The 24,030-nt window shown below is 68.9% G+C and carries 27 protein-coding genes and 1 tRNA gene; 17 read left to right on the top strand and 11 right to left on the bottom strand.

Translation table 11 applies throughout. From position 1 onward, the window contains the following. Window positions 1-14: 14 nt before the first annotated feature. Window positions 15-1,358 (bottom strand): A/G-specific adenine glycosylase, encoded by a 1,344-nt coding sequence (mutY, locus tag ASF52_RS15490; protein WP_056173890.1) that lies wholly within the window; start codon window positions 1,356-1,358, stop codon window positions 15-17. A gap of 126 nt (window positions 1,359-1,484) precedes the next feature. On the opposite strand from mutY, the gene ASF52_RS15485 reads away from it, so the two are divergent. The 10 genes from ASF52_RS15485 to ASF52_RS15440 all read left to right on the top strand — a co-directional run bounded on the left by ASF52_RS15485 (window position 1,485) and on the right by ASF52_RS15440 (window position 8,716). Continuing rightward, window positions 1,485-1,982: a DUF721 domain-containing protein gene (locus ASF52_RS15485; RefSeq protein WP_056173886.1), complete on the top strand. Its 498-nt coding sequence runs from the start codon at window positions 1,485-1,487 to the stop codon at window positions 1,980-1,982. Between the two features lie 93 nt (window positions 1,983-2,075). Next, window positions 2,076-2,732 carry a thioredoxin domain-containing protein gene (locus tag ASF52_RS15480; RefSeq protein WP_056173884.1) on the top strand — a complete coding sequence of 219 codons (657 nt, stop codon included), beginning with the start codon at window positions 2,076-2,078 and terminating at the stop codon, window positions 2,730-2,732. A 172-nt stretch (window positions 2,733-2,904) separates the two neighbouring features. After that, window positions 2,905-3,279, top strand: a complete 375-nt coding sequence (locus ASF52_RS15475; protein ID WP_056173881.1) for an AtpZ/AtpI family protein — start codon at window positions 2,905-2,907, stop codon at window positions 3,277-3,279. An 85-nt stretch (window positions 3,280-3,364) separates the two neighbouring features. Beyond that, on the top strand, window positions 3,365-4,120 hold the full coding sequence (locus ASF52_RS15470) for a F0F1 ATP synthase subunit A (RefSeq protein WP_056173877.1): 756 nt from the start codon (window positions 3,365-3,367) through the stop codon (window positions 4,118-4,120). A gap of 110 nt (window positions 4,121-4,230) precedes the next feature. Continuing rightward, a complete protein-coding gene (locus ASF52_RS15465) occupies window positions 4,231-4,458 on the top strand; it encodes a F0F1 ATP synthase subunit C (protein ID WP_018044493.1) in 228 nt (75 codons plus the stop codon). 130 nt (window positions 4,459-4,588) lie between these two features. Next, window positions 4,589-5,152 carry a F0F1 ATP synthase subunit B family protein gene (locus ASF52_RS15460; protein WP_056173874.1) on the top strand — a complete coding sequence of 188 codons (564 nt, stop codon included), beginning with the start codon at window positions 4,589-4,591 and terminating at the stop codon, window positions 5,150-5,152. A 111-nt stretch (window positions 5,153-5,263) separates the two neighbouring features. After that, a complete protein-coding gene (locus tag ASF52_RS15455) occupies window positions 5,264-5,749 on the top strand; it encodes a F0F1 ATP synthase subunit B family protein (protein WP_200918883.1) in 486 nt (161 codons plus the stop codon). A gap of 286 nt (window positions 5,750-6,035) precedes the next feature. Continuing rightward, on the top strand, window positions 6,036-6,959 hold the full coding sequence (locus ASF52_RS15450; protein WP_056173869.1) for an ABC transporter ATP-binding protein: 924 nt from the start codon (window positions 6,036-6,038) through the stop codon (window positions 6,957-6,959). Then, the gene (locus ASF52_RS15445) at window positions 6,956-7,717 is read left to right on the top strand and encodes an ABC transporter permease (RefSeq protein WP_056173867.1); all 762 of its coding nucleotides are present in this window, start codon (window positions 6,956-6,958) and stop codon (window positions 7,715-7,717) included. The genes ASF52_RS15450 and ASF52_RS15445 overlap by 4 nt, the downstream gene beginning before the upstream one ends. 33 nt (window positions 7,718-7,750) lie before the next feature. Then, the gene (locus ASF52_RS15440; RefSeq protein WP_056173864.1) at window positions 7,751-8,716 is read left to right on the top strand and encodes a hypothetical protein; all 966 of its coding nucleotides are present in this window, start codon (window positions 7,751-7,753) and stop codon (window positions 8,714-8,716) included. 10 nt (window positions 8,717-8,726) lie between these two features. Here ASF52_RS15440 and ASF52_RS15435 read toward each other — a convergent pair whose 3' ends face one another. Beyond that, window positions 8,727-9,491: an alpha/beta fold hydrolase gene (locus ASF52_RS15435; protein WP_056173861.1), complete on the bottom strand. Its 765-nt coding sequence runs from the start codon at window positions 9,489-9,491 to the stop codon at window positions 8,727-8,729. A gap of 143 nt (window positions 9,492-9,634) precedes the next feature. Between ASF52_RS15435 and ASF52_RS15430 the strand changes: the two genes are divergently transcribed. Then, window positions 9,635-10,465, top strand: a complete 831-nt coding sequence (locus tag ASF52_RS15430) for an FkbM family methyltransferase (protein WP_056173858.1) — start codon at window positions 9,635-9,637, stop codon at window positions 10,463-10,465. 104 nt (window positions 10,466-10,569) lie between these two features. Here the strand turns inward: ASF52_RS15430 and sfsA are convergent, their stop codons facing one another. Beyond that, on the bottom strand, window positions 10,570-11,280 hold the full coding sequence (gene sfsA, locus ASF52_RS15425) for a DNA/RNA nuclease SfsA (RefSeq protein ID WP_056173854.1): 711 nt from the start codon (window positions 11,278-11,280) through the stop codon (window positions 10,570-10,572). A gap of 216 nt (window positions 11,281-11,496) precedes the next feature. Between sfsA and ASF52_RS15420 the strand changes: the two genes are divergently transcribed. Further along, window positions 11,497-12,327, top strand: a complete 831-nt coding sequence (locus ASF52_RS15420) for a DUF937 domain-containing protein (protein ID WP_056173848.1) — start codon at window positions 11,497-11,499, stop codon at window positions 12,325-12,327. 30 nt (window positions 12,328-12,357) lie between these two features. Here ASF52_RS15420 and ASF52_RS15415 read toward each other — a convergent pair whose 3' ends face one another. From ASF52_RS15415 to ASF52_RS15405, 3 genes are all read right to left on the bottom strand, one after another. After that, window positions 12,358-12,585, bottom strand: coding sequence for a Flp family type IVb pilin (locus ASF52_RS15415; protein ID WP_056173845.1), 228 nt, complete (start codon window positions 12,583-12,585; stop codon window positions 12,358-12,360). Between the two features lie 106 nt (window positions 12,586-12,691). Further along, on the bottom strand, window positions 12,692-12,946 hold the full coding sequence (locus ASF52_RS15410) for a DUF3072 domain-containing protein (RefSeq protein WP_056174160.1): 255 nt from the start codon (window positions 12,944-12,946) through the stop codon (window positions 12,692-12,694). A 108-nt stretch (window positions 12,947-13,054) separates the two neighbouring features. Then, on the bottom strand, window positions 13,055-13,942 hold the full coding sequence (locus ASF52_RS15405) for a branched-chain amino acid aminotransferase (protein WP_056173844.1): 888 nt from the start codon (window positions 13,940-13,942) through the stop codon (window positions 13,055-13,057). Between the two features lie 189 nt (window positions 13,943-14,131). On the opposite strand from ASF52_RS15405, the gene ASF52_RS15400 reads away from it, so the two are divergent. The 4 genes from ASF52_RS15400 (at window position 14,132) to ASF52_RS15385 (ending at window position 17,109) form a co-directional block, all read left to right on the top strand. Further along, window positions 14,132-14,677: a MarR family winged helix-turn-helix transcriptional regulator gene (locus ASF52_RS15400; protein ID WP_056173841.1), complete on the top strand. Its 546-nt coding sequence runs from the start codon at window positions 14,132-14,134 to the stop codon at window positions 14,675-14,677. After that, window positions 14,677-15,402 carry a response regulator gene (locus ASF52_RS15395; RefSeq protein ID WP_056173838.1) on the top strand — a complete coding sequence of 242 codons (726 nt, stop codon included), beginning with the start codon at window positions 14,677-14,679 and terminating at the stop codon, window positions 15,400-15,402. The genes ASF52_RS15400 and ASF52_RS15395 overlap by 1 nt, the downstream gene beginning before the upstream one ends. A gap of 76 nt (window positions 15,403-15,478) precedes the next feature. After that, window positions 15,479-16,804 (top strand): ATP-binding protein, encoded by a 1,326-nt coding sequence (locus ASF52_RS15390; RefSeq protein ID WP_082479300.1) that lies wholly within the window; start codon window positions 15,479-15,481, stop codon window positions 16,802-16,804. A gap of 119 nt (window positions 16,805-16,923) precedes the next feature. After that, entirely contained in the window at window positions 16,924-17,109 is a 186-nt protein-coding gene (locus ASF52_RS15385) for a hypothetical protein (protein WP_056173834.1), read from the top strand. A 253-nt stretch (window positions 17,110-17,362) separates the two neighbouring features. Here the strand turns inward: ASF52_RS15385 and ASF52_RS15380 are convergent, their stop codons facing one another. Further along, window positions 17,363-20,500, bottom strand: coding sequence for an efflux RND transporter permease subunit (locus ASF52_RS15380; RefSeq protein WP_056173831.1), 3,138 nt, complete (start codon window positions 20,498-20,500; stop codon window positions 17,363-17,365). Window positions 20,501-20,516: 16 nt separating this feature from the next. Beyond that, window positions 20,517-21,782: an efflux RND transporter periplasmic adaptor subunit gene (locus ASF52_RS15375; protein ID WP_156630169.1), complete on the bottom strand. Its 1,266-nt coding sequence runs from the start codon at window positions 21,780-21,782 to the stop codon at window positions 20,517-20,519. A 218-nt stretch (window positions 21,783-22,000) separates the two neighbouring features. Here ASF52_RS15375 and ASF52_RS22990 point away from each other — a divergent pair, with 218 nt between their 5' ends. Then, the gene (locus ASF52_RS22990; protein ID WP_200918877.1) at window positions 22,001-22,174 is read left to right on the top strand and encodes a hypothetical protein; all 174 of its coding nucleotides are present in this window, start codon (window positions 22,001-22,003) and stop codon (window positions 22,172-22,174) included. A 63-nt stretch (window positions 22,175-22,237) separates the two neighbouring features. Here ASF52_RS22990 and ASF52_RS15370 read toward each other — a convergent pair whose 3' ends face one another. The 3 genes from ASF52_RS15370 to ASF52_RS15360 all read right to left on the bottom strand — a co-directional run bounded on the left by ASF52_RS15370 (window position 22,238) and on the right by ASF52_RS15360 (window position 23,885). Further along, entirely contained in the window at window positions 22,238-22,468 is a 231-nt protein-coding gene (locus ASF52_RS15370; RefSeq protein WP_056173828.1) for a DUF6894 family protein, read from the bottom strand. 185 nt (window positions 22,469-22,653) lie between these two features. Further along, complete coding sequence (locus tag ASF52_RS15365) at window positions 22,654-22,854, bottom strand: hypothetical protein (RefSeq protein WP_056173826.1); 201 nt, start codon at window positions 22,852-22,854, stop codon at window positions 22,654-22,656. A gap of 941 nt (window positions 22,855-23,795) precedes the next feature. Beyond that, window positions 23,796-23,885: transfer RNA gene (locus ASF52_RS15360), tRNA-Ser, on the bottom strand. Between the last annotated feature and the right edge of the window lie 145 nt (window positions 23,886-24,030).

The raw sequence follows: 24,030 nt of genomic DNA, 5'->3' as shown, positions 1-24,030 counted from the left end.
GGAGGGGTCGCGCCCTACTGCCCGCGCGTCCTCGGCCGGCCGCGTTTTCGCGGCGGGGCAGGCGCCTCCTCCTCCGGCTCCCCGAAAAACCCCTCCCCGTCCTCGACGGGTGGTGCCACCACAGCACGCGGCGCCGGCTTCGGCACCGGGCGAAAACTCGGCGGTGGCGGCGGAGCCTCCTCCTCCGGCTCGGCGAAGAGCGGCGTGTCGGCGACCGCCCGCAGGGCCTTCGGGCGCCCGCGCTTCACCGGCTCGGGCTTCGGATCGAAGGCGTGGGCCAGCACCTTCTTCATCACGCCGGGCAGTGGCTCGTCGTCGAGATTCCGCCGGGGCGTGAAGCGCATGCCGGCGGGGGCCTGGGTGCTCAAGGCGACGCGGGCGAGGAAGACCGTCAGCTCGAGGGGGAAATGCGTGAAGCCGTGGCGCACGAGCCCCGGCAGACGCTTCCAGCGGGCGTCGAACGGCGCGTCGAGGAGGGCCTGGGCCGGATCGTAATCCGGCTCCCACGGGCTCATGGGCGGCTCGGCCATGGCGCCGAGCAGGCCCTCCGGCGGGCGGGTGCGCAGGAGGACCGCCTCATCGCCGGCCCGGACCGCCACGAAGGCCGCGCCCTTGCGCAGGGTCCCCTTCACCGCCTTCAGTTTTCGCGGAAACGTCTCCTGCGTGCCGGCGGCCCGGGCGCGGCACGGCGCCATCCACGGACACAGGGCGCAGGCCGGGCGCTTGGGTGTGCAGATCGTGGCGCCGAGATCCATCACCGCCTGCGCGAAATCGCCCGGCCGGTCGTGCGGCACCAGGGCTTGTGTCACGGCGCGAACCTCCGTGCGGGCGGCCGGCATCATCGTCTCGATGGCGTAGAGGCGGGTCATCACCCGTTCGACGTTGCCGTCGACGGCGGCCTCCGGGCGGTCGAAGGCGATGGCCGCGATGGCGCCGGCCGTGTAGGCGCCGACGCCGGGAAGCTTCCTCAGGCCCGCGAGGGTGTCGGGAAACGCGCCGGCCTCCGCCACAGCCTTGGCGCAGGCGTGGAGGTTGCGTGCCCGGGAATAGTAGCCGAGCCCGGCCCAGGCCGACATCACCGCCTCCTCGGAGGCGGCCGCCAGGGCATCCACGCTGGGGAAGCGTTCGAGGAACTTGTGGAAGTAGGGTTTCACCGCCGCGATGGTGGTCTGCTGCAGCATCACCTCGGAAAGCCAGATCCGGTACGGGTCCGGCGCCTGCCCCGGCAGGGCGCGCCAGGGCAGGACGCGGCGGTGCCGGTCGTACCAAGTCAGCAGATCGTCCGCCCGGGGGCTTGGTAGATCGCCCGCCAGGGGGCTTGGCAGAGATGCGTCGGTCACGGGGCTCGGCACTGGCATGGGGCACCCGTCCTTACCCCGGCCGCTCGACGCCTCCAACCGGGCCTTCGACGGCACGCAACGCCGTGCTAACCATTCGGGCGCGATACGGTGTGGATCGGCGGCGGGAAACGGAAGCGGTTGCGCATGGCGCGGGTCAAGCCACTCGCCGAACTCCTCGATGCCTGCATCGGCCCGGCCTTCGCCGCGCAGGGCTTCGCCTCCACGGACATCCTCGCCGCTTGGCCCGAGATCGTCGGCGAGCGCCTTGCGCGCTACTGCCAGCCTTCCAAGCTCGAATGGCCGCGCCGGCGCCGGCGCGAGGAGGAGGGTCGCCCCGATCCCGGCACCCTGGTGGTGCGGGTGGAGGGCGTGTTCGCCCTCGAACTCCAGCACCTCGCCCCGATCGTGATCCAGCGGGTCAACGCCCATTACGGCTGGGCCTGCGTCGCCAAGATCGTCATGCGCCAGGGCCGGGTCGACCGTATCGGCCGAAAGGTGCCACCGCCCGTCGTCGACCCCGTCCGCCGCGGCGAAGTGGCACTCGCGGTCCGCACCATCGACGACGACGCCCTGCGCGATGCCCTCGACCGCCTCGGCATGGCGGTGGTCGCGACGGCCCCGAAAGCCGTGCCCCGGCGCTGAGTCGGGCGCCCGCGCGCCTTGTCAGGACGGCCGGCAGATTCTACCGCAGGCGGGAGACGATGCGTTTGTCCGCAAGCGGAGCCTGTCACGACCATGATCACCCGGCGCGACGCCCTCAAAGCCACCGGCCTCGCCATCGGCGCGGCGGCCCTCCTGCCCCGGTTCACCCTGGATGCGTTCGCGCAAGGCGGGGCGAATCTCTCGACCCTGATGGAGCCCGGGCCCTTGGGCGACGTCTGGCTCGGCCCGAAGAACGCGAAGGTGACGATCATCGAGTACGCCTCGATGACCTGTTCCCATTGCGCCGCCTTCCACCGGACGACGTACCCGGTCCTCAAGGAGCGCTACATCGACACCGGCAAGGTGCGCTTCACCCTGCGGGAATTCCCCCTCGATCCGCTCGCCACCGCGGCCTTCATGCTGGCGCGCTGCGACGGCGACGCGAAGTACTACCCCATCACCGACCTGCTGTTCGACCAGCAGCAGGGCTGGGCCTACGTGCAGAAGCCGCAATCGCCCGTGGACGCCCTGGAGCAGATGCTGCGCCAGGCCGGTTTCTCGAAGGACAAGTTCGAGGCCTGCCTCAAGGACCAGAAGCTCTACGGGGCCATCAACACGGTCAAGCAGCGTGGCATGGACACCTTCAAGGTGGATTCCACCCCGACCTTCTTCATCAACGGCGAGCGTTACACCGGCGAGATGTCCATCGAGGGCATGGAGAAGGTGATCAAGCCGATTCTCGGCGCCTGACGCATCGCTTTTGCGATGCACGGGCAAAACAGCGAATTCCCGAATGGGCGCAATATGTTAAGTCGTGTCGAGGTCGCCTTGACACCCAAGGTGGGCGAAACTATGTTGCCGCCCGCTTGAAGGAGGCGTCCCGGCCGGTTCTCTCCGCTCTCGCCAATGTGAGTTTTCGCGTATGAGCGGCAACGACGCTGGGGATGGGCGCGGAGCCGAACGGGAGCAAGCGCGGGACGAGGACCTCTCCCAGAGGCTCAAACGTCTCGAGACGCAGATCGAGCGGAAGCGGCCCAGCGCCCCTCCCGGTCCTTCGTCGCGTTCCGGTTCTTCGACCGGGCCCTCTCCTCTCGGCCAGGCGATGCGACTCTCGACGGAGTTCATCGCCGGCGTCCTGGCGGGGGGCATACTCGGCTGGATGTGCGATCATTTCCTGGGGACGAAACCCTGGGGCCTGATCGTCCTGCTGATGCTGGGCTTCCTGACCGGCGTCTATAACGTCATGCGTGTCTCGGGATCGCTCTCGAAGGCGCCGACGAAGGAACGGGATCGCTAGGCGATTTCGTGAGAACGCCGCTCGCGCGGCGATTGGTGGTGGCGGGCCTCCGGCCCGTTCGGTTTCGAAAAGGACGGGAGCGGCAATGGCCGTAAAGATGGATCCGATCCACCAGTTCGAGCTCAAGCCGCTCGTCTCGTTCGGACATATCGGTAACCAGGAGATCGCGTTCACGCAGTCGGCCCTGTACATGTTCGCCGCCGTGGGGATCATCGCGCTGATCACCATCGTGGCCACCGCGCAGCGCTCGGTGGTGCCGGGTCGCATGCAGTCCATGGCCGAGGTGTTCTACGAGTTCATCGGCTCGACCCTGCGCCAGTCCGCCGGCCACGGCTCCGAGCGGTTCATGCCGCTGATCTTCTCGCTGTTCATGTTCGTGCTCGTGCTGAACATGCTCGGCATGATCCCCTACGCCTTCGCGGTGACCAGCCACATCATCGTCACCTTCGCGCTGGCCTTCCTCGTGATCGGCACCGTGATCGTCTACGGCTTCATGGCCCATGGCACGAAGTTCCTGAAGGTGTTCGTGCCCTCCGGCGTGCCCGGCTGGCTCCTGCCGATGATCGTCGCCATCGAGATCGTGTCGTTCATCTCGCGCCCCATCAGCCTCGCGGTGCGTCTGTTCGCCAACGTGCTCGCCGGCCACATCGCCCTCAAGATCTTCGCGGGCTTCGTTCCGGCGCTCCTCGCCGCCGGCGCCTGGGGGGCGATCTCGCCCCTCCCTCTGGCCCTCAGCGTCGCGGTCACGGCCCTCGAGTTCCTCGTGGCCGGCCTGCAGGCCTACGTCTTCGCCACGCTCGCTTCGATCTATCTCAGCGACGCGCTGCATCCCGGCCACTAAGGCCGGTGGATTCCGGCCCTCGCGGCCGGGCACCCCTTCCGTCCCCGGGTCCGCCCTCGCGGCCCGGATTCTCTCCACGCAACGACGACACGGACCCCAGGAGCAATTTGATGGATCCCTTAGCTGCCAAGTACATCGGTGCCGGCCTCGCCTGTCTCGGCATGGCGGGCGCCGCCATCGGCCTCGGCAACCTCTTCGGCCAGTTCTACGCCGGTGCCCTGCGCAACCCGTCGGCCGCTGACGGCCAGCGCGGCAACCTGCTCCTCGGCTTCGCCCTCACGGAAGCGCTCGGCATCTTCTCGCTGCTCGTCGCGCTGCTTCTCCTGTTCGCCGTCTAAGTCCAGCGAACCGATACCGGGCCGGACGCGGCATCCCCGAGGGGATGCGGCGTCTCCAAAGGGATGCAAGGCGCGTCCGGCCCCAGTCTCTGATTTGACCGCAAGTCCCCCGATTTGACCGAAGGACGTCATGGCTCAGCCGGCTCATCCGACCGCAACGCATGAAGGCTTCGCCGCGACGCCGGCCTCCGAGCACGGCGGCGGCTTTCCGCCCTTCGAGAGCCACACCTTCGCGTCCCAGCTCATCTGGCTCGCCCTCGCCTTCGGGCTGCTCTACTACCTCATGGACAAGATCGCCCTGCCGCGCATCCAGTCCATCCTGAACGACCGCGCCAATCGCCTGTCGTCGGACCTCGACGAGGCCCAACGCCTCAAGGCCGAGGCCGACGCCGCCGGAGCCGCCTACGAGAAGTCCTTGAGCGATGCCCAGGCCAAAGCCCAGGCCATCGCACTCGAGACCCGCACGGCCCTGACGCGGGACGCCGAGACCAAGCGCAAGGCGCTCGAAACCGAACTCAACGCCAAGATCGCGGCCTCCGAGGCCACCATCCGCGGCCGCACCGCCGAGGCCATGGGCAATGTCCGCGGCATCGCCGGCGAGACGGCATCCGCCATCGTCGAGCGCCTGACCGGCCGGAGCCCGGACGAGGCGGCCATCGCCAAGGCCCTCGATAGCGTCGCCCTCCCGCACTGAGCGGGCACGCCACCCTACACCTTACCGGCCGGCGGTCCCTCCGGGGGCCGACGGCTCCGCCCAGGACCGATCCTCCGGCCCGGGCGCCATCGAGTTGGGACGACGAGCATGTTGTTGGAAGCCGAATTCTGGGTCGCAGTCGCCTTCGTGCTGTTCATGGCCGTCGTCTGGAAGGTCGGCGGCTTCAACCAGATCACCAACGGTCTCGACGGCCGGGCCAAGCGCGTCCGCTCCGAGCTCGACGAGGCCCGCCGCCTACGTGAAGAAGCCGCCGGTATCCTCGCCGACTACAAGAAGCGCCGGTCCTCCGCCGAGGCCGAGGCCGAGGCCATCGTCTCCGGTGCCCGCGCCGAGGCCCAGCGCATCGCCGACGAGGGCCATGCCCGCCTGAACGAATTCATCGCCCGCCGCACCAAGTCGGCCGAAACCAAGATCGCCCAGGCCGAGGTCCAGGCCACCGCCCAGGTCCGCGCCGCCGCGGCCGACGCCGCCGTGAAAGTCTCGGAGGTTATCCTGCGCGAGCGCATGCAGGGCGACGCGGCCCAGGATCTGGTTCGCCAGAGCCTCGGCGAGGTCCGTACCCGCCTCCGGGCCTGAACGCTCCATCGACCTGACGGGAGAGCCGCCGCGAGGCGGCTTTTTTCGTTTCCCGGATCGTTCGCGGGTCGGGGCTCGGCCGGGATCGGACGATCGCGACAGGCTCCCTCTCCTGGAAGAGGGGGTTGGGGTGAGGTGTGTGACCGATTCGGATGAGCTACACACCTCACCCTGTCCCTCTCCTTTCAGGAGAGAGAGCCCGCGCCGGTCGGCCCCGCCGCCGGGCCGACTCATCTGTCCCGTAGCCCGGCCCCTCGCGCGCAAGCGCCCTCCAAGCGGAGACTCGATGCCGCCGATCATCTCGATTGCCAACCTGTCCAAGGTCTACGGTACGGGGCACAACGCCCTGAAGAACATCTCCCTCGACATCCGCAAGGGCGAGATCTTCGCCCTGCTCGGCCCCAACGGCGCCGGCAAGACCACGCTGATCAGCATCGTCTGCGGCATCGTCACGGCGAGCGCGGGCAGCATCCGCGTCGACGGACATTGCATCGCGACGGACTACAAGGCGGCGCGTCGAGCCATCGGCCTCGTGCCGCAGGAGCTCACCACCGACGCCTTCGAGACCGTGTGGGCCACCACTGGTTTCAGCCGCGGCCTGTTCGGTCTGCCCCCCGACCCGGACCATATCGAGCGGGTGCTTCGCGACCTCTCCCTGTGGGACAAGAAGGACAGCCGGATCATGACCCTGTCGGGGGGCATGAAGCGGCGCGTGCTCATCGCCAAGGCGCTCGCCCACGAGCCCCGCATCCTGTTCCTCGACGAGCCCACGGCCGGCGTCGACGTGGCCCTACGCCAGGACATGTGGCGCCTCGTGCGCAAGCTGCGCGACCAGGGCGTCACCATCATCCTCACCACCCACTACATCGACGAGGCCGAGGAGATGGCCGACCGGGTCGGCGTGATCCGCAACGGCGAGATCATTCTCGTCGAGGAGAAGGCCGAGCTCATGCGCAAGCTCGGCAAGAAGCAGCTCACCCTCCACCTCGACGCCCCGCTCGCGGCGTTGCCCCCCGCCCTCTCGGGACACGACCTCGAACTGGCGGAGAACGGGCGCGACCTCGTCTACACCTACAGCACCAAGGGCGACGCGGCCCTGACGGGGTTGCTCGCCGACCTCGCCCGCGCCGGCATCGGTTTTCGCGACCTCGATACCCGCCAATCCTCCCTGGAGGACATCTTCGTCGACCTCGTGAAGGAACGGCCATGAACTGGTACGCGGTCCGCGCGCTCTACCGCTTCGAGATGGCCCGCTTCTGGCGGACCGCCCTGCAGAGCATCGTCGCCCCCGTCATCGCCACGTCCCTGTATTTCGTGGTGTTCGGCGCGGCCATCGGCTCCCGCATGGCCTCCGTTGACGGGGTCGCGTACGGCGCCTTCATCGTCCCCGGCCTGATGATGCTCTCGCTCCTGACGCAGAGCATCGCCAACGCCTCGTTCGGCATCTACTTCCCGCGCTTCGCCGGCACGATCTACGAGATCCTGTCGGCACCGGTCTCGCCCCTGGAGATCGTGCTCGGCTACGTCGGCGCGGCGGCGTCGAAATCGATCCTTATCGCGCTCATCATCCTGGCCACCGCGACGCTGTTCGTGCCGATCCGCATCGAGCATCCGTTCGTGATGGTGGGCTTCCTCCTGCTCACGGCGGTGACCTTCAGCCTGTTCGGCTTCCTCATCGGCCTGTGGGCGGACGGGTTCGAGCGGCTGCAGCTCGTGCCGCTCCTCATCGTCACGCCGCTGACGTTCCTGGGCGGCAGCTTCTATTCCATCGACATGCTGCCGCCGGTGTGGCGGGCCCTGAGTCTCGCCAATCCCGTGGTCTATCTCATCAGCGGGTTCCGCTGGTCGTTCTTCGGCAATTCCGACGTCGGTATCGGCGTGAGCTTCGCCATGGCCCTCGTGTTCCTCGCCCTGTGCCTTGCCGGCGTCACCTGGATCTTCCGCACCGGGTATCGCCTGAAGAGCTGAGCGGCCGTCGCCGTCGGGATGGAGAAACGAGGCATGTCTACGCGCGTCTACAAGGTCGACGAGGCCGATATCCGCCGGGCCTTTCCGCCCAGCCTTGAGCCTCCCGGCCTGCTGATGGAGTTCGGGCAATGGCTCGCGGGCCGGCCCTGGGGCAGCGTCGGCTGCTTCGATCTTGCCGGAAGCTGGACCGATGATGCGCCCATCGTGGACGGCACACCCCTGCGCCGGGAATTCGCCCTGTTCCTGCATCTGCCGGACGGATCGGAGGCGGGGTTCTGGCTCCCGCCCGGACACGATCCGAACGCGCCGAGCATCGTCGGCCTGGGCTCCGAAGGCGAGGCTGGCGTCATTGCCCCGAGCCTCGAAGCCTTCCTCGCGCGTCTCGCGGTCGGGGCCTTCGACGATGGCGGCACATGGAGCGATTTCGCGCCGTCCGAACTCGTCGTGGAGGACGGCCTCAATGACTTGGCGGAGTGGTTGCGTGGACGGCTGGGTCGATCCGACCTCGAGGCCGTCGCGGTGCCGGGCGACAGCAGCGTGTTCGCGACCCGGATGGCGCGTCGGAGCGAGGAGCGCGAAGCCTATTGGGGCCGGCATCCGGCGCTGGCCGATCTGGCCCATCTCCTGAATGCTCATCGTCCCAAAGGCCGCAACCCCTGGGATTCGACCCGGTTCGAGGTCTTCCTCGTCGGCGACCTGTTTCAAGCGCGTGTCTTCGAACGTGGACCGCAGCCGATTCCCGAAGCAGCCCTCATGGAGCCCATACTCCGGGCTTTGCGCGACGCACAGGCGCTGTCCGAGCCGGGATGCGGCCTGTGGTTCACCATGCACTTCGACATGCACGCGGACGGGACCATCCTGCCGCGGTTCGATTATCAGACCCGCCCGGTCATCGACGGGGCGCCGGCGCCCGTGGATCAGGGGCGTGCCGACCTTGCCCGTGCCCCCCGGCCCGAGCGCTGGGTTCCTGCGTGGCTTTCGGACCCGGACGCCGCGTAGATGTCCGGTCTCAGGCCCGTCCGTCGAGGAACGCGAGGACGCCCGCGCGATGCTGCCGGTCGCCCACCGCCGTGCTGTGGTCGCGGTTGGGCAGTTCCAGGGACTGGGCGTTGGGCATCAGGGCGACGAGGGCCGGGCCGGGCCCGGAGACCGTGTCGAGGGTGCCGACGGTGACCAGGGTCGGCGCCCGGATCTCGGCGACCTCGGCCCGCGACAGGGTCTGACGCGAGCCGCGCATGCAGGCGGCCAGCGCCCTGAGATCGCTTTTCGTCTGTTCGGCGAAGGTGCGGAAGGCTGCGGCGGTGGGGTTGGGCGCGGGAGTGCCGGGCTCCGCCTCCAGGGCCTCGGCGATCCCGCTCGGCAGACCGCGTCCCTCCACGAGATGCAGGCCGAGGCCGCCCAGGAGGAGGGAGCGCACGCGGGGTGCGTCGTCCAGCGCCAGGTAGGCCGCGATGCGCGCGCCCATGGAATAGCCCATGACGTCGGCGCGATCGATGCCGAGATGGTCGAGGAGGCGGGCCGCGTCCCGGGCCATGAGGTCGGACCCGTAGGCCTCCGGATCGTAGAGCTTCTGGCTCTCGCCGTGGCCGCGATTGTCGAGGGCGATCACCCGGCGCCCGGCCTCCGACAGGGTCTTCACCCAGAGGGTGTTGACCCAGTTGACGCGGTGGTTCGAGGCGAAACCGTGGATCAGCAGGATCGGGTCGCCGGCCCCGTCGCGCGCGGGCGTGTCGAGGTAGGCGATGCTGACGCCGTCGGAGAGGAAGGTCTGCATGGGAGGCTCGGGGTGATGGGAGGCTCGGGGTACGGCAGCGGGCGGGGCCGATGCCGTTGTGGTCCGCGCCGGCGATGGAGGGAAGCCCCCCGGATGGCGCCGGCGCTTGCCCCCGCCGGATCGGGCTGGCATCACCCCTGGCGATGAAGGACACGCAGCCCTACGGCACCTACGCCCCCACCGGCCTCGTCGCGCGCATCGCCCGACGCACGGGCCGGCTCTCCTACGGGAGCTGGGGCGCCCGCCGCCTCGCCCTGTTCCTGCGCCGGATCGGCATCGGCCTGCTGCGCGGAAAGCCCCTCGACGTCGAGCGCTACGGCGCCCGGATGCGGCTCTACCCGTACAACAACAATTGCGAGAAGAAGGTGCTCTTCACGCCGCAATTCTTCGATCCCGAGGAGCGTGCGCTTCTCAAAGCGCGCCTGGAACCAGGCTGCACCTTCCTCGACATCGGCGCGAACATCGGCGCGTACGCCCTGTTCGTGGCGGCCTTCGCCGGGCCGCGGGCCCGCATCCTCGCCGTCGAGCCGCAGCCCGACGTGTTCGACCGGCTGACCTACAACATCGGCCAGAACCCGTTCGGCACCGTCAAGGCCGTGGCCTGCGCGGTGGCCGACAAGGCGGGTGCCCTCACCCTGTTCGTCGATCCGCGCAACCGGGGCGAGTCGAGCCTGAAGATCGTCGGCACCAACGAGGGGGCGCAGATCCGCGTGCCGGCCGTCACCCTCCTCGACCTTGCGCAGGGCGAAGGCATCACCCGCATCGACGCGATCAAACTCGACGTCGAGGGCGCCGAGGATCTCATCCTCGAGCCGTTCTTCCGCACTGCCCCGGTCTCGCTCCATCCGCAGCTGCTCCTCGTGGAGAACGGCACCGACCAGTGGCAGATCGACCTGCCCGCCCTGCTGCAGGCCAACGGCTACCGCCTCCTGGCCCGGACCCGGCTGAACCTGATCTTCGAGCGGAGTGCCTGACACTGTTTTCCGGATGATCCATTCGGGGACAGTCTCAGGCAGCCCGCGCGGCGCCTGAGCGAAGCCCAAATCCGCATCGCGAGGCGATCGACCGGCATGAGGCGTCACCCGACCACGGGAATCGCGTCCGCGAGGGCGACGCCCTCGGGGTCGACCCGGCAGCGATGGGCGTGGACCGCGACGCCGGCCGCGCGGGCGGTCTGGAAGGCGGCGTCGAAGGCCGGATCGATGTCGCGGGCGACGTCGAAGCGGGTCGCCCACATCTGCACGACGACGATGAGCATGGCCCGGCCGCCGTTCGCCACCACGTCGGCGAGATCCGCCATGTGCCGGGCGCTGCGGGCGGCGACGCAATCGGGGAACTCGGCGAGGCCGGGCGTCCGCAGGAGGTGGCAGTTCTTGACCTCGACGTGGCAGGGCCCGAGCCCCTCCCCCTGCGCCAGGAAATCGACGCGGCTCGCCGCGGCGTAGCGGACCTCCGGCCTCAAGCCCGTATAGTCGGCGAGCTGCGGCAACGCCCCGGCGCGAAACGCTTCGGCCACGAGGGCGTTCGGGCGCTGGGTGTCGATGCCGACCCATTGCGGGCCCCCGGGGAGGTCGGCCTCCACGAGCTCCCACGAGAATCCGAGCTTCCGGGACGGCTTCGTCGATGCGGAGAGCAGGGTCCGGGCGCCGGGCGTCAGCAGGCCCAGCATCGCCCCGGGGTTGGCGCAGTGGGCCGTGACCAGGCTGCCGTCCGCGAGCTCCATATCGGCGAGGAAGCGCTTGTAGCGGCGCACGAGGCGCGCGGGGATGAGGGGCGCGGGAAACCGCATCGGGGCGCCTTGCTGAGGGTGTCGGTGGCGAAAACGGGTGGCGCCGTGTCGATTCGACGGGGAAACGCCGTCCGGAATCGGCATTCCGGGCCTCCCGCAGGGGGCATCGCCATCGGCGGGCTGGTAAGTCAACCGCCGATGCGACAGACTTGAACCCACGCACGCGAGCATACGACCCGGATCGGCGTCGCCCATCCGTTCACGAGGCCCAGTTCCATGTTCAACCTGTTCGATATCCTCCAGGCGCAGGCCGGTCCGGGCGCTCAGGGCTTCGGACAGCAGTTCGGTCTGTCGCAGGACCAGACCCGGCGGGCCATGGAGGCGCTGCTGCCCGCCCTCACCATGGGGCTCCAGCGCAACGCCGCCAACGACCCGACGGGCTTCGCCCACCTCTTCAGTCTGGCGGGTGCTGGTGCGACGGCGCCGCGCCCATCGGCTTCGCCGCAGATGGACATGCTGGTCCGCCAGCTCTTCGGCTCGCCGCATCTGAGCCAGGCGGTGCTGCAGCAGGCGGCGGGAACGAGCGGCATCGCCACGCCGGTGCTCAAGCAGATGCTGCCGGTGATGGTCGGGATGGTGGTGGCCGGCATCGTCCACGTGATGATCAACCAGACGCCGCAGGCGGCGCCCGCGCCGGCGCCGAACGCGTTCGGCATTCCGCCGAATCCCTACTGGACCGACATGGTGAACGCCTTCATGACGGCCGGTGGCGCCCTCGCGCCCGGAACGCCGGCGCCGAAGGCGCCCCCGGTCCGCACGGCCGTGAAGCCGACGCGGTTGGCGCCCCAGCCCGCCCCGGCGCGCGTCACGCCCGGGCAACCGGCCCCGGCCACCAACGACGCGGCGCCCTTCGAGCTGTTTCAGCAGATGTTCCAGTCCGGCCTCGACGTCCAGCAGGAGAACGCCAAGGCGATGCAGCGCCTGTTCGACACATTCTGGCAAGAGGGCCGTCAACAGGAGAGCGGTCGGAACGCGAACCCGTCGGGCGACGCCACCGCGCGCACCGGGTCGGGCAAGGCGGAGTCCGGCAAGTCAGGCGGGCGCTGACGTCGCGTTCCGCCGGTTCCCGGGGCGCCTTCAGGGTGTGGTGATCGCCGTGGCGAGGGTGTTGTAGACGATCACCATCTTGTCGGAATAGGCGCGCATCGCCCCGACCAGAGCAAGACCAATCAGGCCGACGAGGAGCGTGTATTCGACGGCCGTCGCGCCGCTCGCGTCGGCGGCGAACCGTGCCCGCCCGCGCTGGATGTCCTGTGCCGCATCGGGATCACCGCGATGCTCGAAACCGTTCGGAAACCCAGCCATCGTTCGAAAAAATCCCTGCCGGTTCCGAAGCAACGTAACGGTAACCGGTCAGATACTTCCGGGGGCTTAACCCGAACGTAGAATTCGAGCCGGCCCCCGGTGTGGATCAGTTGCCCTTGGTCTCCTTGCGAAGGGCATCGATACGCTGCGAGGCCTCGGCCTTGTCGAGGTCGGGCGAGAAGGCGTCGGGGTCCTTTGCCTGTTCGGACAGGGTCTTGAGGTAGGAGGCCTGGGCGCCGGTCATCGGCTCGCCGCCGGTGGTCCACTCGCTCGGATCCTTGATCTGGTTCGACGTGTCCTTCGGGTCGATCTTCGGATTGGTCTCGTCGGCCGCGACGGCCTTCTCAGCAGCCTTGGTCATCATCGCCTCGCGTTCATGGAATGTTCCCTGTGAACGCATGGTCGGGGTCGCGGTTCCGCATCGCCCGACCCAAGGCCCCCGGGGGCCTTGGGTCGGATGTCGCGGGCCTCAGGCCGCCTCGGCCTTGGGCTGCACCTCGGCGGTGTAGTCGTCCATCAGCGTCTTGGTCAGGCTGGCGGGCACGAACCGGTACGGACCGATCTCGGACACCGGCGTCACCTCGGCCGCCGAGCCGGTGATGAAGCACTCCGAGAAGCCTTCGAGCTCGGCCGGCAGGATGCGCCGCTCCACCACCTGGATGCCGCGGCGCTTGGCCAGCTCGATCACGGTCTGGCGGGTGATGCCGTTGAGGAAGCGGTCGGCGAGCGGGGTGTGGATCACGCCGTCGGCCACGAAGAACACGTTGGCGCCGGTGCATTCGGCGACGTTGTCCTCCCAGTCCAGCATCAGGGCGTCGGCGTAGCCCTTGTTCTCGGCCCGGTGCTTGGAGATCGTGCAGATCATGTACAGGCCCGCCGCCTTCGAGGTGGAGGGGGCGGTGCGGGGGTCCGGCCGGCGGTAATCGGCGATGTCGAGGCGGATGCCCTTCATCTTGGTCTCGGGATCGAAGTAGCTCGGCCATTCCCACGCGGCGATGGCGAGGTGGATGGTGTTGTTCTGGGCGGCCACGCCCATCATCTCGGAGCCGCGCCACGCCACCGGGCGCAGATACGCGTCGGCGAGGCCGCTGGTCCGCAGGACGAGCTCCTTGGCCGCCTCGATCTCGGCCGCGCTGTAGGGAATTTTGAAGTCGAGGAGTTCGGCCGAGCGAAGCAGGCGCTCCGCATGCTCGCGGCTCTTGAAGATGCGCCCGCCATAGGCCCGCTCGCCCTCGAACACCGACGACCCGTAATGCAGGCCGTGGGACAGCACGTGGATCTTGGCATCCTTCCACGGCACCATCGCGCCATCGTACCAGATGGTGCCCTCGCGCGCGTCGAACGGGATCAGGGACATGGTGGGCTTCCTCGGCACGCGGGCTTGCCCTCGAAGCCGGCGTCAGATGGGAGTCGGGGGTCGGGCGGCGGAACAGGCCAGAAGTTGAAACAGGCCACGGGGTCGTGACGCCCTACCGGAAGGCTTGACGGGTAGCAACGCACCTGAAATATGTCAATAACACTGACATAAAATCAGGCCGCCCCCGACGTGACCTTTCCCGCGACCCAGACGGCCGGCAGCGACGCACACGGTCCGGCGGAGACCGCTTCATCACAAAGCCCCGGCGACGACCTCATCGAGCTGCTGTTCTTCGCCTATCGCGATTTCGTCGGTGACCCGGACCGCATCCTGGCGCAATACGGGTTCGGCCGGGCGCATCACCGGGTGCTGCACTTCGTCGATCGCTACCCGGGCCTCACCATCGCCGAACTCCTCGATATCCTGCGGATCACGAAGCAGAGTCTGAACCGGGTGCTCAAGGATCTCATCGAGCAGGACTACATCGTCCAGAAGACCGGAACGAGCGACCGGCGCCAGCGGCTGCTGTTCTGTACGGATCGCGGCACCGCGCTCGCGGGCGACCTCATCCGGGTCCAGACCCACCGGGTGACGCGGGCGCTCGCCGAGCCGGCGCCCGGCGCCGGGGAAGGCGGGGCGCTCTCGGCCCAGAACTTCCTGCTCGCCATGATCGAGCCCGAGGAGCGCGCCGCCGTGCGTCGCCTCATGGCCCGCCGGGCCCGGAGCGCCGCCTGATGTCCCTCCCCGGTCTGAAGGCCAGCGTCGAGCTGGCCGACAACGCGCCCCACATCCTCGTGGTGGACGACGACCGCCGCGTGCGCGAGCTCCTCACCCGCTTCCTCTACGAGCAGGGCTTCCGCGTCACCGCCGCCGCCAACGTCGCCGAGGCGCGCACCAAGGCGCAGTGCTTCGTGTTCGACGCCCTCGTCCTCGACGTGATGATGCCGGGCGAGAGCGGGTTCGACTACGCCCGCCACGTCCGAGAGACCTCGCGGGTGCCGATCCTCATGCTCACGGCCCGCTCCAACCCCAACGACCGGGTCATGGGCCTCGAGATCGGCGCCGACGATTATCTGCCGAAACCCTTCGAGCCGCGCGAACTGATCCTGCGTCTCAACAACATCATCAAGCGGCGCGCCGAGGGCGCCCCGGCGCGCGAGCCCGGCCTCGAGACCGTGACCTTCGGGCCGTTCTCCTACCGCATCGACCGGGGCGAGCTGCGCCGCGCCGACGAGACCATCCGCATCACCGAGCGCGAACGCGAGATCCTCACCGTGCTGGCCCAGGCCGGGGGCGCCAACGTGGAACGCGAGGCGCTCGCCGGGGCCGGCGGCCTCGCCGCCGAGCGCAGCATCGACGTGCAGATCAACCGCCTGCGCCGCAAGACCGAGGTCGACCCGGCGAACCCCCTGTTCCTGCAGACCGTCCGGGGCGTCGGTTACCGCCTCGCCGTCGATTGATCGCCGGGCCGTGCCGCGCACGCACGCGCCGAATCGGCTGCTGACGGCCCTCGCGCGGGTGCCGCCGCCGCGACGGATGTGGCGGCTCCTCAGCCGCGCCATCGGAGACCTCCTGCCGAAGGGCCTCTATGCACGGTCGCTGATCATCATCATCGCGCCCGTGGTGCTGCTGCAATCGGTGATCGCCTACACGTTCATGGAGAGGCACTGGCAGCTCGTGACCCGGCGCCTGTCGGCGGCGGTGACGGCGGATGTGGCCGCCCTCATCGACGTCTACGAGAGCTACCCCCAGGACAAGGACGCCGAGACCCTCACGCGCATCGCCGGCACCCGGCTCAACCTCGACCTCGACATCCTGAAGGGGGCGACGCTGCCCGTCGCCGGGCCGCGACCGTTCTTCTCGATCCTCGACGAAGTGCTGTCCGATGAGATCAAGCGCCAGATCCGCCGACCGTACTGGATCGACACGGTGGGCCGCTCCAGCCTCATCGAGATCCGCGTCGCCATTCCCGACGGGGTGCTGCGGGTCACGGCGCGGCGCAGCATGGCCTACGCCTCGAACTCGCACATCTTCCTCCTGTGGATGAGCGGATCGTCCCTGGTGCTCCTCGGCGTCGCGATCCTGTTCCTGCGCAACCAGATCAAGCCGATCCTGAGGCTCGCCGCCGTCGCCGAGAGTTTCGGCAAGGGCCGCGAGATCGAGTTCCGCCCACGCGGCGCCCGCGAGGTCCGCCAGGCCGGTCACGCCTTCATCGAGATGAAACGTCGCATTGAACGGGCGATGGAGCAGCGCACCACCATGCTCAACGGGGTGAGCCACGACCTGCGCACCATCATCACCCGGTTCAAGCTGACCCTGGCGCTCATCGACCAGACGGCCGACGTCGAGGACCTCCAGCGCGACGTCGACGAGATGAGCCGGATGCTGGAAGCCTACCTCGCCTTCGCGCGCGGGGATTCCGGCGAACTCGCCGTGCCCACCGACATGCGTGCGATGCTGGAGGACCTGCGCACGGACATGGAGCGCCTCGGCGCCCACGTGGAAGCCGTCGAGATCGAGGGCGAGGCCAGCGTCACCCTGCGGCCCGACGCCATCCGGCGCTGCCTGTTCAACCTCGCGGCCAATGCCGCCCGCTACGGCGACACCGTCGCGGTGGTCGGCCGGCGCGAGGTTCGCAGCTTTCTCGTCTCCATCGACGACGACGGACCGGGCATTCCCCTCGACCAGCGCGAGGAGGTGTTCAAGCCGTTCGTGCGCCTCGACGACGCACGCCAGGATGCCGGCGGTTCGGGACTCGGCCTCTCCATCGCCCGCGACATCGCCCGGTCGCATGGCGGCGACGTCAGCCTGCACGACTCGCCGCTCGGAGGCTTGCGCGCCACCGTGCGGATTCCGGCCTGACGCGACCCCTTGGCGCCGCGCGACCCTTGGCGCCGTACGGACCGGAGTGCTAAGGAGGTGGACGTAATCGCGATCATACGGGCCGGCACGTCGGGTCCGCGTCGAGGCTGAGTGACCCCATGAACCCGCTGACCCCGATCCTGGCCCTCCTGCTCCTGCCCATCGCCGCCATCGGCCTGCTGCTCTATACGGACGCGGGCATCGAGCCGGCTCTGTTCTATTCCACGGTGAAGACCTTCGTGGTTCTGTTCATCGTCGCCGGCGGCCTCTGCTACGGCGCCAGCCGCCTCGCCGAGCGCGCCTGAGCTTCTTTTCGGTTTTTTGCGACGCGATTTTGCGGCCCGGACCTCTCAGGTTCGGGCCGTTTTCGTTTGGGGGCGTCATTACCTGATCGGTTCGGGCATCGGCATGGACCGAGCGCGGGTCCCCTCTCCTTCCAGGAGAGGGGACCCGCGCTGTCCGCGAGATCCATGAATGTCGTCACCTGGAGGAGAGCGAGCGCGTTACGGCTCACGCCGACCTTCCGTCCTTGCGAAAGGAACGCGAACCGAGAAGAATTCACTCCGCCGCGATGCGTGGCGGAAAGCCTTTCTGGTCGTTGGCGGACGCGGCCGGCAGGGCGAAGGCGCCGTCCTCCGGTTCGTCCTTCTGGCCGATGAAGCGGGCGAACAGGCGCACGAACAGGCGCGAGAGGTCGTCAACCAGCACGAAGATCGCCGGCACGAAGATCAGCGACAGGCCCGTCGAGACGATGAGGCCGCCGATGACCGCGATGGCCATGGGCGCGCGGAACTCGCCGCCGATGCCGAGGGCCATGGCCGAAGGCACCATGCCGGCCGCCATCGCGATGGTGGTCATGACGATGGGCCGCGCGCGCTTGGCGCCGGCGTCGGTGATGGCGGTGGCCCGGTCGACGCCCTTGGCCATCTCCTCGAGGGCGAAATCCACCAGCATGATGGCGTTCTTCGTCACCACGCCCATGAGCATGAGGATGCCGATGACCACCGGCATGGAGATGGGCTTGTTGAAGATGAGCAGCCCGAGGATCGCCCCGCCGATGGAGAGCGGCAGGGAGAACAGGATGGTGAGCGGCTGCAGGAAGTTGCCGAACAGCAGCACGAGGACGCCGAACACCATCATCAGGCCCGCACCCATGGCGAGCGCGAAGCCCTCGAACACCTCACCCATCACCTCGGCGTCGCCGGTCTGGCGGATGACCACGCCCGGCGGTAGGTTCTTGGCCGCCGGCAGGTCGAGGACCGCGGCGATGAGGGAGCCGAGTGCGTCCGAGCCCTCCATGTTGGCCTCGAGCGCCACCCGGATGGCGCGGTCGTAGCGGTCGATGGCCGTGGGCCCCCGCCCGAGGCTGAGATCGGCCACCGTCGAGAGCGGCACGGAGGCCCCGCCCTTCACCGGCACCTTCAGGGTCTCCAGCTGCGAGAGGTCGCCGCGCAGGCGCTCGGGCAGCATCACGCGGATCGGCACCTGCCGGTCGACGGCGTTGAACTTGGCGAGATTGGCGCCGATGTCCCCGATGGTGCCGACCCGCACGGTCTCGGCGATGAGGTCCGTGGAGACGCCGAGATCGGCCGCGACCCCGGCTTTCGGGCGGATGCGGATCTCGGTGCGGTCCAGCGGCGCGGTGGAGAGCACGTTGACGAGGTGGGGGACTTGCGCCGCCTCGCGCTGGAGTTGGGCCGCCACGTCGGCCACCACGGCCTTGTCCGGCCCCGAGACGATGAGGGTGAGGTCGCGCTGGCCGCTCTCGCGCAGGGCCCAGGAGCGGATGTCGGGCTCCTGGCGCAGGAGGGCGCCGATGGCGACATCGACTTCCTTCTGCGTGCGGTGCCGCGCGTTCTTCGGCGTCAGGTTGATGGTGAAGGTGGCGAGCCGCACCTCCTTCTTGCCCGGCAATTGGCGGCCGCCGTCGACGAAGACGCTGCGGACCTCCGGCAGGGTCTTGATCCGGTCGACGAGGCCGTCGCTGACCCGGGTGGTGTCGGCAAGCCGCGCCCCCGGGGGAAGCTCCACGACGAAGATCGTGCGCGCCGCGTCCTCGGCCGGCAGGAAGCCCGCCGGCAGGAGGCGGGTGGACATGATCGAGGCGGCAAAGCAGGCGAGCCCCACCACCAGGGTGATGAACTTGTGGCGTACGGACCAGGCCACCACGCGGGTGTAGGCCCGCATGACCGGACCCTCGCGCTCGTCCTCCGGCCCGTGATCGCGCAGGAAGTAGGCGGCGAGCAGGGGCGTGATCAGCCGCGCCACGAGCAGCGACATGAACACGGCCGCCGCGATGGTGAGGCCGAACTGCTTGAAGTACTGCCCGGCGATGCCGCTCATGAACGAGACGGGGGCGAAGATCGCCATGATGGTCGCCGTGATGGCGATGACGGCCAGCCCGATCTCGTCGGCCGCCTCGAGGGCCGCGCGGTAGGGCGATTTGCCCATGCGCATGTGCCGGACGATGTTCTCGATCTCCACGATGGCGTCGTCGACGAGGATGCCGGTCACCAGGGTGATGGCGAGGAGACTCACCGCGTTGAGCGAGAAGCCCAGCGTGTTCATGATCCAGAACGTCGGCAGCACCGACAGCGGCAGGGCGATGGAGGCGATGAGGGTCGCGCGCCAGTCCCGCAGGAACAGGAACACCACGATGACGGCCAGCGCCGCGCCCTCGACGAGGCTCAGCATCGCCGAGTGGTAGTTGCCCACCGTGTTGGTGACCGAGGTGTCGATGAGATCGAAGCGCACGCCCGGGTGCTTGCCCCGGAGTTCGTCGATCTTCCTCGCCACGGCGGTGGCGACCTCGGCGTCGCTCGCCCCCGTGGCGCGCGAGATGGCGAAGGCCACCACCGGCTCGCCGTTGAAGCGGGCGAAGGTGCGTGGCTCCTCCGCGCCGTCCACCAGGGTCGCGAGTTCGTCGAGGCGGACCTTGCGGTTGCCCGGGACGATGATGGAGGTCTGTGCCAGGGTGTCGAGGCTGGCCGCGCCCGCGAGCGTCCGGATCGACTGCTCCTGGCCGCCGAGTTCGCCGCGCCCGCCGGCCATGTCGGCCGAGGTCAGGCGCAGCTGGCGGTTCACGTCCGCCGCCGTGATGCCCAGCGCCAGCAGGCGGTCGGGCTTCAGGGTCACGCGGATCTCGCGGGCGACGCCGCCGAGGCGCTCGACGCCGCCCACCCCCTTCACGCCCTGGATCTGGCGGGCGATGACGTCGTCGATGAGCCAGGACAGGTCTTCGGGCGTCATCGCCGGGGCGGCGGCGCCGTAGATCATGATCGGCAGGCCGGCGATCTCGACGCGGTTGATGATCGGCTCGTCGATGGTGCGGGGCAGGTTCACCCGTACCTTCGAGATGGCGTCCTTGACGTCGTTGACCGCCCGGTCGGTGTTGGTCTCCAGGCGGAACTCGATGGTGGTGGTCGAGATGCCCTCGGTGATGGCCGAGATGGTGTGCTTGACGCCCTTCACGCCGGCCACCGCGTCCTCCACCACCTTCGTCACCTGCGTCTGCAGCTCGGAGGGGGCGGAACCCGCCTGCGTCACCGTGACGGCGACGATGGGGATGTCGATGTTGGGAAACCGGGTGATCGGCAGGGCGCGGAAGCTGACGAGGCCGAGCACCACCAGCACCAGGAACAGCACGATGGAGGGGATCGGCTTGCGGATGGCCCAGGCGGAGATGTTGAGGCGCATGGCGGCGGGTCCGATCTCAGCGCGTGGCGTCTTGCGGAGGCGTCGCGTCCGCGGCTTTCGCCCCTACGGCTTGCGCCCCTGCGGCCTGCCCGGCCGGCCGGACCGCCCGCACGAGGTCGCCGTGCCGCAGGAAGGAGCTGGCGCGTGCCACCACCGCCTCGCCGGCCTGGACGCCCGAACGGACCTCCATGATGCCGTCGGCGGCGAGCCCCGGGGCGATCCGGCGGGCCTCGACCCGGTCGTCCTTCACCACGAAGACCGAGGCGGCCCCATCGGTTGCGTAGAGCACCGCCGAGAGCGGTACGGCGACCCCGCGCCGGCGCGCGACCTCGACCTTGCCGCGTGCGAAGGCGCCGATGCGCAAGGAAGGGTCGGGTGCCAGGGCGATGCGGACGCGGCCGAGGCGGGTCATGCGGTCGACCTCCGGATCGATGCGGCGGACGCGTCCCGTGAGGATGCGGCCCTCCTCGCCCTCAAGGCTGACGGGATCGCCGAGCTTGAGCCGCGGCATCGACACCTCGGGAATTTCGCCTTCGAGTTCGATCTCGCCCCGGGCGATGAGGCGGAACATCGGCTCGCCGACGGCGCTCGCCGTGGCACCGACCCTTGCCGTGCGCCGGCTGACGATGCCGCCCTCGGGCGCGCGGATGTCCGTGCGGGCGCGCCGCAGGGCGATCTCGGAGCCTTGGGCGCGCGCGGTAGCGCGGTCGGCCTCCGCGAGCTGGAGCCCGCCGCGGGCGGCGGCGAGACGCCCCTCCCCGCCCTGTGCCGCCGAGACCCGCTGCTCCAGCACGGCCGCCGTGGCGTTGCCGGTCTTCACCAGGCTTCGCGCCCGCTCGAGGGCCAGGCTGGCCTCGACCTGCGCGGCTTCGGCCTGAACGATCTGGCTGCGGGCCTGGACGATCGCGGCGTCGGCCCGCGCCAGGGCGGCGGCGTTGGCGGCTTCCTGGGTGACGATCATCTCCAGGGACAGGCGGGCCAGCGGCTGGCCCTTCTCGACCCGCGCGCCCTCTTCCACCAGGAGTTCGGTGATGCGGGTGCCCTCGATCTCGGGGGCGACCAGGATCTCGTCGCGCGGCACCAGGGTGCCGGTGACCACCGCCCGCTCGACCACCTCTCGCTCTTCGGCCGGCACAACGGTGACGGCGGGCGCCAGGGCGGCGGCATCCGGGACGGCAGCGGTCTCGGCCGCCTTCGCTCCGCTCGTCCCCTCGGCGCCGATCGGGGTGAGGAGAAAGGCCGGCAGCAGGGCGAGGGCCGGAAGAAGGTCGCGCGCGCGCATGGGCTGTGGCATTCGCTCGAGGTGTGCCCACAGGGCCGAGGATGAGGCGCCGAGCCGTGACGCCCGACGCCGGCCTTTTCAAGGCGTCGTTCCGGGCTTCGAACATAGCCGGATCGTCGGCGGTGACGAAGGACCGAACCGCTCGACCTTACCGCAACTGCGGCGCACTTCGCGCGTTCTGACCTTCGAGATCCCTCGATAGCCTGGGCGAACGCATCATGAGCATCTTCCAGATCAAGCAGAAGACCAACGGCGCCGTGCTGTGGACCGGCAGCGCCGCCGATGCCGTGTCGGCCCTCGACGCCATGGCGCGCGAGGCCGGTTACGCCGATTTCGCCGCCCTACCGGAGACCATCCGCGCGGCCTGTCCGGAGGCGTCTCAGCTCGACTGAACCGCCTTCACCCGACGGTCGCAGCGGCGCCGGTGGCTTCGGGCCACCGGCGCCGTTCTCGTCTCAGGGCGCCGTGAGGGCTTCCGTAAAGGGAAATTCGAGGACGATCTCCCCCGCCGCATCGGTCACGACGACCACGGCCTGCATCAGGCGCCGATCGCCGCTCGCCGCACAGATCTCGCGCGCAAGCCGACCCGCCTCGTCCCAGGCCGCATCGGCGTCGCGCAGGTGCCGAAACACCGGCTCGTGCGGCACATCGCTAGCGATGGTGACGGTGAAACGGTAGGCGGGCATGAGGGAGCGTTCGGTCAGTGGCGGGGGAACGGGTCGAAGCCGCTGCGTCCAGTTCCTAAGCCGGCCCATGAACGTTGGAAAGCCCTGTCGCGTCGGGGCATTGACAGGAAATCCCCCGCGGCATTCCGTCTAGGATCGCCCGTTGGATGCCGCCCCGCTGATCGGATTTCTACCCTCGGGCACCATCAAGCATGAGGATTTCCGGCCTTATCGCGATCCAGCTGCATCATCAGCTCGGCAAGCCGTGGGTCGAGGGGCTCATCGATGACCGGTTCATACATCGCTTGAAGCTGACGCCCCAGGCGCAGGCGCGTCATTTCGCTGAGAACGATTCCGCCGGTCTCGCTGGATGCGACCGGCAGTTCCTCATGTTCGTCGCGCAGCATCACGGCTCCTGGGCAAGGACTGGAAACGACACGAGGCGGCGGAATGTTCATTCGTTGACGCGCGATTGTTGGGTGCAACGCCCTCGCGCCGTGAACGCTCGCTCACCAAGGGAAGGGCGAACTCGCGTCCCGATGAAACGCCGTCCCGAACGCCTGCGTGTGATGCCCGACAAGCTAAGGTGTACGGGCCAGGTGAGTTATCAAATGAGTGATGACCGCTCGGAGGGTAGGATAAGAAATCGTCGAGGTGGATCGTGTCAAATATCGCGTAGTCTAGGTTTCGGAAAGCTGGGGTTGACGTACGGACTGCCTATGGGGCGCCCCGAGATCGTGCTTTTCCAGGGTGCATCCCATGATCTCAGGATACTCCTGATGCATCGTCGTGGTTTCGCTCGCGGTCTGCTTGCGGCTACAGACATCTCTAGCCGTCACACGAACGGCGGTTGCCAAGCCGACGCCCGAAGGCGTGATTCCGACCCCGGCTTACCGCAACATGGCAACGAAGGGCAGGCTGTTCCTCGAGATCACGACGCGGGACGCCTTCGAGGAGACCTTGGATCCGCGTGAAGACGTTTATCCGGGCGGAGGTGGTCGAACAGATGAATCTTTCCGCAAACCGGGTCCCTACTCGGAGGGTTTGGCAGCGCCCGGTGGGGCCCTTGGCCCCGGCGGTTTGATCGGTGGCCTCGTCCCTGCGCCGCTCGCCGTTGCCGGCGGCATTCGGCCCACAGGCTCTCACGCTGAACGAGACCTTCGAACGGAACCGCCAACCCACCGAGGCGAGTCGGGACACGGACGTATACGCGACCCCGGCGACATCGCAGAATATCGGGACGGCGCACCGTTGGCTTCGCTCCCCACAGCCACGGTGACACAATAGTCTGCACGTGGGCCGGGATCGAGCGCTAAAAGCCGTTGATCTGCGGTGGTTTATAGGAAACTGGCGGAGGGAGCGGGATTCGAACCCGCGATACCGTTTCCGGTATACACACTTTCCAGGCGTGCGCCTTCAACCACTCGGCCACCCCTCCAGCCCCCTGCATCGCGACCGACGGCGTCCGGTTGGTAAATCCGGGGCCTGCAGGATCGCCGCGACGCCGCGGGTGGCACGCTGTACAAGCCGTGTCGGCGGGGTGCAAGGCGCGATCGTGTCGAACGTACCGCGAATGTGTCGAT

It is taken from the genome of Methylobacterium sp. Leaf112 (assembly GCF_001423295.1).
Classification (GTDB): domain Bacteria; phylum Pseudomonadota; class Alphaproteobacteria; order Rhizobiales; family Beijerinckiaceae; genus Methylobacterium.
The sequence above is the reverse complement of the archived record's forward strand: the minus strand, read 5'-3'. Positions and strand labels throughout refer to the sequence as shown.

Bases quoted from the DNA above. Each gene is read 5' to 3' on its own strand.
- mutY (WP_056173890.1), bottom strand. From the start codon at position 1,358: ATGCCAGTGCCGAGCCCCGTGACCGACGCATCTCTGCCAAGCCCCCTG.
- ASF52_RS15485 (WP_056173886.1), top strand. From the start codon at position 1,485: ATGGCGCGGGTCAAGCCACTCGCCGAACTCCTCGATGCCTGCATCGGC.
- ASF52_RS15480 (WP_056173884.1), top strand. From the start codon at position 2,076: ATGATCACCCGGCGCGACGCCCTCAAAGCCACCGGCCTCGCCATCGGC.
- ASF52_RS15475 (WP_056173881.1), top strand. From the start codon at position 2,905: ATGAGCGGCAACGACGCTGGGGATGGGCGCGGAGCCGAACGGGAGCAA.
- ASF52_RS15470 (WP_056173877.1), top strand. From the start codon at position 3,365: ATGGCCGTAAAGATGGATCCGATCCACCAGTTCGAGCTCAAGCCGCTC.
- ASF52_RS15465 (WP_018044493.1), top strand. From the start codon at position 4,231: ATGGATCCCTTAGCTGCCAAGTACATCGGTGCCGGCCTCGCCTGTCTC.
- ASF52_RS15460 (WP_056173874.1), top strand. From the start codon at position 4,589: ATGGCTCAGCCGGCTCATCCGACCGCAACGCATGAAGGCTTCGCCGCG.
- ASF52_RS15450 (WP_056173869.1), top strand. From the start codon at position 6,036: ATGCCGCCGATCATCTCGATTGCCAACCTGTCCAAGGTCTACGGTACG.
- ASF52_RS15445 (WP_056173867.1), top strand. From the start codon at position 6,956: ATGAACTGGTACGCGGTCCGCGCGCTCTACCGCTTCGAGATGGCCCGC.
- ASF52_RS15440 (WP_056173864.1), top strand. From the start codon at position 7,751: ATGTCTACGCGCGTCTACAAGGTCGACGAGGCCGATATCCGCCGGGCC.
- ASF52_RS15435 (WP_056173861.1), bottom strand. From the start codon at position 9,491: ATGCAGACCTTCCTCTCCGACGGCGTCAGCATCGCCTACCTCGACACG.
- ASF52_RS15430 (WP_056173858.1), top strand. From the start codon at position 9,635: ATGAAGGACACGCAGCCCTACGGCACCTACGCCCCCACCGGCCTCGTC.
- sfsA (WP_056173854.1), bottom strand. From the start codon at position 11,280: ATGCGGTTTCCCGCGCCCCTCATCCCCGCGCGCCTCGTGCGCCGCTAC.
- ASF52_RS15420 (WP_056173848.1), top strand. From the start codon at position 11,497: ATGTTCAACCTGTTCGATATCCTCCAGGCGCAGGCCGGTCCGGGCGCT.
- ASF52_RS15415 (WP_056173845.1), bottom strand. From the start codon at position 12,585: ATGGCTGGGTTTCCGAACGGTTTCGAGCATCGCGGTGATCCCGATGCG.
- ASF52_RS15410 (WP_056174160.1), bottom strand. From the start codon at position 12,946: ATGACCAAGGCTGCTGAGAAGGCCGTCGCGGCCGACGAGACCAATCCG.
- ASF52_RS15405 (WP_056173844.1), bottom strand. From the start codon at position 13,942: ATGTCCCTGATCCCGTTCGACGCGCGCGAGGGCACCATCTGGTACGAT.
- ASF52_RS15395 (WP_056173838.1), top strand. From the start codon at position 14,677: ATGTCCCTCCCCGGTCTGAAGGCCAGCGTCGAGCTGGCCGACAACGCG.
- ASF52_RS15390 (WP_082479300.1), top strand. From the start codon at position 15,479: ATGTGGCGGCTCCTCAGCCGCGCCATCGGAGACCTCCTGCCGAAGGGC.
- ASF52_RS15385 (WP_056173834.1), top strand. From the start codon at position 16,924: ATGAACCCGCTGACCCCGATCCTGGCCCTCCTGCTCCTGCCCATCGCC.
- ASF52_RS15380 (WP_056173831.1), bottom strand. From the start codon at position 20,500: ATGCGCCTCAACATCTCCGCCTGGGCCATCCGCAAGCCGATCCCCTCC.
- ASF52_RS15375 (WP_156630169.1), bottom strand. From the start codon at position 21,782: ATGCGCGCGCGCGACCTTCTTCCGGCCCTCGCCCTGCTGCCGGCCTTT.
- ASF52_RS22990 (WP_200918877.1), top strand. From the start codon at position 22,001: ATGAGCATCTTCCAGATCAAGCAGAAGACCAACGGCGCCGTGCTGTGG.
- ASF52_RS15370 (WP_056173828.1), bottom strand. From the start codon at position 22,468: ATGCCCGCCTACCGTTTCACCGTCACCATCGCTAGCGATGTGCCGCAC.
- ASF52_RS15365 (WP_056173826.1), bottom strand. From the start codon at position 22,854: ATGCTGCGCGACGAACATGAGGAACTGCCGGTCGCATCCAGCGAGACC.